Origin of the sequence: Phocaeicola coprophilus DSM 18228 = JCM 13818 (genome assembly GCF_000157915.1) — a bacterium.
Taxonomy (GTDB): Bacteria; Bacteroidota; Bacteroidia; order Bacteroidales; family Bacteroidaceae; genus Phocaeicola; species Phocaeicola coprophilus.
The window spans coordinates 1-5,879 of record NZ_EQ973635.1 but is presented as its reverse complement, the minus strand read 5'-3'; the positions used below and the strand labels follow the sequence as shown (position 1 = coordinate 5,879).

Sequence of the window (5,879 nt, the reverse complement as noted above, 5' to 3'; positions counted from 1 at the left end):
GTTTTGTTGTTTATGCATTTTGCTTAGAGTGATTTCTCTTTGATCAATCCGGTCCGGTAAGCTACCAGCAGTTTTTTTAAGTCTTCGATCTGAATCATCAGTTCCCGTCCTTTGTCGGTATCCTTTACCATCATGCGCTGGCTGCTCAGTTCTACCAGTTGGGTAGTCGATTTGATGTCCTGCCCTTCCTCTATGGCTTTCTGGGTAGAGGTGAAAGGTTCGTGCTGTACCAACTGGAAGCCTCGTGAGTGATATACCAATGTATAACCGGCAATACCGGTTTCCGGTTGATAGGCCTTGGAGAATCCTCCGTCTATGACCATCAGTTTACCATTGGCTTTGATCGGTTTTTCTCCCTTTACGGCTTTCACCGGAACATGGCCGTTGATAATATGACGGTGTTCTCCTTCTACACCAAACTCGTCCATAATCATGTCGCAGACGTCTTCCCGGTCACGCAGGGTGTAATACCAGCCTTTGATTTCTTTATGAGTTTCCTTGTCTTCCAGGAAATAACGCTCAAAAGTAGCCATTTTGCTTTTATCGAATGCGGGAGAGTTCTTACCGCACCACAGATACCAGATGTAGTCCATGGCGAAAGGTTTCTCTTCGTTGTCGTTGTCTGCGAAATAGGCCGTACGGATCAGTTGTCCTACCCGGTTCAGCAGGTCTTTTCCTTTGTATTTCTTTCCCAGTATTTCAATTTCTTTCAAGGTACCATCTTCGTTGAGAGGCATGGACGCATGGAAAAGCAGATTGGAGTTGCAGACATTGTACATACATCCGTACCGGAAAAGGCACTTCATATGTTTGCGCAGCTTCTCGCTTCGGGTGAACGAGTGATGGAGTTTGGTAACGATTTCCTGTTCTTCCTCCGTAAGTTTATAAGGATCGGCCGGATCAATGGTTGGGAAACTGCAATCTTTCATCACATAATCTTTTCCATCGAGGGTAAACACCTTGCGGTCGAAGTCAATGTGATGGAGCAGCATCCGGTCTTCCATTTCAAATTCCGGATGACGCCGGATGATTTCGGCTTCCAGTTTAAATTGGATCACACTGATCGCCTTGTGCATTTGTGCGATCAGGCGTAAGGTCTTGTCACTGTAAGAGTTGTTGGCTTTGTCAATGCGCGGGCCGAACTGGGAACATGGATCGTTGGCATAGATTTCCATGGCAAATGTTGCCAGAGGAAGCAAATTGATACCGTAGCCGTCTTCCAGAGCAGAAAGGTTTCCGTAGCGCATAGCCAGACGCAGCAGGTTGGCTATGCAGCAGTCATTGCCGGCAGCGGCTCCCATCCACAGGATGTCGTGGTTTCCCCACTGGATATCGAAGTTGTGATAGTGGCACAAGGTATCCATGATAATGTGTGGGCCGGGACCTCGGTCAAAGATATCTCCCAGAATGTGAAGCATGTCAATGGTCAGCCGCTGTATCAGGTTGCAGAGAGCGATGATGAAGTCATCGGCCCGGTTGGTATCGATGATGGTGCTGATAATGACATTGATGTAGGCCTGCTTGTTGGGGTCCATGCTGCTTTCATGCAGCAACTCCTGAATGATGTAGGAGAACTCTTCAGGCAAAGCCTTGCGTACTTTTGAGCGGGTATATTTGGAAGATACGTTCTGGCAGACTCTGACCAGCTGGTTCAGGGTAATGACATACCAGTCTACCAGATCTTTTTCTGTTTCCTTGATGAGTTGCAGCTTTTCTGCCGGATAGTAGATGAGGGTGCAGAGTTCTTTCTTTTCTGCTTCACGCAGGGTGTTGCCGAAAATTTCGTTCACTTTGCGTTTGATGGCTCCTGAAGCATTTCTCAGTACATGCTGGAAAGCTTCATACTCTCCGTGCAGGTCGGCCAGATAGTGTTCTGTTCCTTTGGGCAGGTTCAGGATGGCTTCCAGATTAATGATTTCCGTGCTGGCTGCTGCAACGGTCGGAAAACTATGTGAAAGCAGTTCCAGATAACGGAGATCCTGCGTGATAATTTCGGGTGTGATCTGTTTATAGATTTTCATTGTTTTATATAATTAAAGGAACAACATCAGGATTAATTGGGCAATGATGACGCGGGTGAACATGCCTAAAGGATAGACGGTGGCATAGCTTACGGCCGGGTTATCATTGGGGATGATATCATTGGCATAGTTGAGCGCCATGGGGTTTGCCATACTTCCGCAAAGCATACCGCAGGTACTTCCGAAATCCATGCGGCACAGGCGCAAGGCTACCAGTGCCATGATTACCACAGGTACAAAGGTAATAAGGAATCCCAGCCCGATCCATAAAGCTCCTTCCGGGCGCATGACCGTTTCAAAGAAATGGCTTCCTGCATCCAGTCCGAGGCATGCCAGATATAGAGAGAGACCGATACCGCGCAACATCAGGTTGGCACTTCTTGTTGTGTAAGTGACCAGGTGCAGGCGTGGTCCGTATGATCCGATCAGGATACCGATGATGATAGGGCCTCCGGCCAGTCCCAGTTTGACAGGACTGCTGATACCGGGAACTGCGATAGGAATGGAACCGACAATAAGTCCGACAACGATACCGATGAAGATAGATGCCAGGTTAGGATCTTTCAGAGTCTTGACGGTGTTTCCCAGAACCTTTTCCACATTGTGAATGGCAGCAGCTTCTCCGACAATGGTAAGCCGGTCTCCCAGTTGCAGTACCAGTCCCGGAGTAGCCAGCAACTGTACACCGCTACGCAATACACGGCTGATGTTGATACCGTATGTATTTCTGAGACGCAGGGATCCCAGTTTCTTTCCGTTGATTTCCGGGCGGGAAATAACGATATGTTTCGATATCAGTTTGCTGTCAATGGCATTCCAGTCGATATCTTCCTTGTTCCAGTCCCGGTTTTCTTGTTCTCCAAACAGAATGGTGAGTGCCGGAACGTCTTTCTCGGTAGTGATTACCAGCAGACGGTCATTTTCCTTCAGGATCTTGTCAGAGGTCGGGATACTTACTGCTCCGTCTCTCCATACACGTGAGATGACGAACTTGGGATAACCTGATTTTCCGATATCCTGGATACTCTTGTCGAAAATAGCCGGATTGTGTACCTGGAAAGTGGCAATGTATGTATGATTGGGATCATCGTGTTCATGGTCTTCCATGTCCGAAGGCCGTACAAAAAGTTTCTTTACTACCAGAATAGCCAGAATAACTCCGACAACTCCCAGCGGATAAGTTACGGCACAACTGAGGGCTGCTCCGCTTGTGGGTTCTCCCAGCTGCTTCAGGGTTTGCTGGGCTGCTCCCAGTGCCGGAGTATTGGTTGTCGCTCCACAAAGGATACCGACCATATCGGGCAGGTCTACAGTTGTTACTCTGCTTAGCAGTACAGCCATGACGGTTCCCAGTACGATAACTCCCAGGCTGAGCAGGTTCAGCCGGTATCCGCCACGTTGGAATGAACTGAAAAATCCGGGGCCTACCTGAAGTCCCAGTGCATAGACGAACAGCACAAGACCGAAACTTTCTGCATAGGTCAACATTTGAGGGTCTATACTGAATCCGAGGTGTCCGGCAAGGATACCCATGAAAAATACGAAAGTAACGCCTAAGGAAATTCCGAATATATGGATCTTCCCCAATCCAAGTCCCACAGCTGTGATAAGGGACAGGATAACGACTGCCTGCAAGGCAGATTGCTCAAAAAACAAATTGTATAACCATTCCATGCCGCAAAGATACGTACTTTTTTATTTCTAAGGGCCGTGAATTTATACGAATTTTATGTGAAGGCATGACTTTCCTTGCAGGCAGGCACGGGCAGGAGAATAAAAGAAGCGCAGGCTTCATGAACCGGTTGCGGCATTGGACGCAAGGAGTTCATGAATTCTGCGCTTGAATAAACAGGCTTATTGCGTTGTTTAACGGATAAACAGCAGTTCGCGATATTTGGGAAGTGTCCACATCTGGTCGTCCACGATCAGTTCCAGCTGGTCAATGTGTTTGCGGATGTGTTCCAGCATCGGAGCAATGTTGTCGTGGTAAGCGATAGCCTTGGCACGTTCTTCCGTGATGCGGTTGGCTACCTTCCGGGCTTCGACCATAGCATCCACCTGTTCCTTGATGTAAGCCGTGTGACTGGCAATTTCACGGATGATTGCTATATTTTCAGCCGACAACTTCGCAGCTTCTTCTTCCGGGAAGAGTGCTTTGGTCTTATAGGCATTGTCGATCAGTTTGGTCTGATATTCGATAGCTACCGGAACGATGTGGTTCATAACCAGGTCACCCAGTACACGGGCTTCAATCTGTACCTTTTTAGTATACATTTCCCATTTTACCTCATTACGTGCAGCAAGTTCCTTGCGTGTCATGACTCCGGTAGATTCAAACATCCGGATGCTTTCGGGCTTCAGGTAGTTGTCGAAGATCAGCGGGCAGCTGGTTTCGCAGTCAAGGCCGCGGCGTGCAGCTTCTTCTTTCCATTCATCGCTATAACCGTTTCCGTCGAAGCGGATAGGCTTGCATTCCTTGATGTAGCGGCGGATAACCTGGATGATCGCTGAAATTTTCGGTTCGCCTTTCTCGATCAGTTCATCTACGTCGTGTTTGAAGATGATGAGCTGCTCAGCCATGGCCGAGTTCAGAGCAATCATGGCGCTTGCACAGTTTGCTTCAGATCCCGGAGCACGGAATTCAAAGCGGTTTCCGGTAAATGCAAAAGGAGAAGTACGGTTGCGGTCGGTATTGTCGATCAGCAGTTCCGGGATTTGCGGAATGTCCAGTTTGAGTCCTTGTTTTACGTCGAGTGAAACGAGATCATCATTCGTACTTTCTTCCAGATGGTCCAGAACTTTGCTGAGCTGGGTTCCCAGGAAAGAAGAAATGATGGCGGGCGGTGCTTCGTGACCTCCCAGACGATGAGTGTTTGTTGCGCTCATGATGGAAGCCTTCAGCAGTCCGTTATGGTGATAAACGGCCATCAGTGTGTTGACAACGAAAGTGATGAATCTCAGGTTTTCTTCAGAAGTTTTTCCCGGAGCCATCAGCAGGACACCCGTATCGGTACCCAGTGACCAGTTGTTGTGTTTTCCTGATCCGTTGACGCCCTTGAACGGTTTTTCGTGCAGCAACACGCGGAATCCGTGTGAACGTGCAATCTTGCGCATGAGCGACATGATCAGCATGTTGTGGTCAACGGCCAGATTACATTCTTCGTAGATCGGTGCCAGCTCAAACTGATTCGGGGCAACCTCGTTGTGACGGGTTTTGACGGGAATACCCAGTTCGAGTGCCTGGATTTCCAGATCTTTCATGAAAGCAGCTACACGGGAGGGGATTGCTCCGAAATAGTGGTCTTCAAGCTGCTGGTTCTTTGAAGCTTCGTGTCCCATCAGGGTACGTCCGGTCAGCAGCAGGTCCGGGCGGGCTGCGTACAGACCTTCGTCAACCAGGAAGTATTCCTGTTCCCAACCGAGGTAAGAAACGATTTTACGTACGGAAGGATCGAAATAATGCATTACGTCAAGGGCTGATTTGGTTACGGCCCGGATAGATTTCAGCAGAGGAGCCTTGTAGTCAAGAGCTTCACCGGTATAAGCGATAAAGACAGTCGGGATGCAAAGCGTATCGTCCACAACGAAAACAGGAGATGAAGGATCCCATGCGCTGTATCCGCGTGCTTCGAAAGTGTTTCTCACTCCTCCGTTGGGGAAAGAAGAACCGTCAGCTTCCTGTTGTACGAGCAGTTTTCCGGAGAATTCCTCGAGCATACCTCCCTTGCCGTCGTGTTCCACGAAAGCATCATGCTTTTCTGCCGTACCTTCCGTCAGCGGCTGAAACCAGTGTGTGTAATGAGTTACTCCCAGTTCGGTTGCCCATTTCTTCATTCCGGCAGCGACTTCATTGGCAAT

Annotated in this window: 3 protein-coding genes; all 3 read right to left on the bottom strand. The window is 48.7% G+C overall.

Going from position 1 to position 5,879, the window contains the following annotated elements:
- Nucleotides 1-23 precede the first annotated feature (23 nt).
- On the bottom strand, nucleotides 24-2,021 hold the full coding sequence (locus BACCOPRO_RS04650; RefSeq protein WP_008141425.1) for a fructose-bisphosphatase class III: 1,998 nt from the start codon (nucleotides 2,019-2,021) through the stop codon (nucleotides 24-26).
- 12 nt (nucleotides 2,022-2,033) lie between these two features.
- Entirely contained in the window at nucleotides 2,034-3,695 is a 1,662-nt protein-coding gene (locus tag BACCOPRO_RS04645) for a putative transporter (protein ID WP_008141423.1), read from the bottom strand.
- Nucleotides 3,696-3,887: 192 nt separating this feature from the next.
- Nucleotides 3,888-5,879 (bottom strand): glutamine synthetase III family protein (locus BACCOPRO_RS04640; protein ID WP_008141422.1); only part of this gene is annotated, 1,992 nt, incomplete at its 5' end.